General features: G+C 73.9%; 1 pseudogene. It reads left to right on the forward strand.

The window, feature by feature from the left end:
• A pseudogene (locus TN53_RS43120) lies at positions 1-356 on the forward strand (hypothetical protein); the annotation flags it as partial.

The raw sequence follows: 356 nt of genomic DNA on the forward strand, positions 1-356 counted from the left end.
GCGATGCTCGACGGTGAACTCGACTACCGCAAGGGCGACTTCGACGCCGCGTTCGCCGCGCTGGAGCGGTCCATCGCCCTCGACGACAACCTGCCCTACGACGAGCCGTGGGGGTGGATGCAGCCCACCCGGCACGCCTACGGCGCCCTCCTCCTGGAACAGGGGCGCGTCGCGGAGGCCGAGGCGGTCTACCGCGCCGACCTCGGGCTCGACGACACCCTGCCGCGCGCGGTGCAGCACCCGGGCAACGTGTGGGCCCTGCACGGGTTCCACGAGTGCCTCGTGCGGCTCGGCAAGGTGGGGGGGGGGCGGATCGGGGGGCAGAAGCTGAAGATCCCCGTGGGGGGGGGGGGGGG

It is taken from the genome of Streptomyces sp. WM6386 (assembly GCF_000972385.1).
GTDB lineage: Bacteria > Actinomycetota > Actinomycetes > Streptomycetales > Streptomycetaceae > Streptomyces.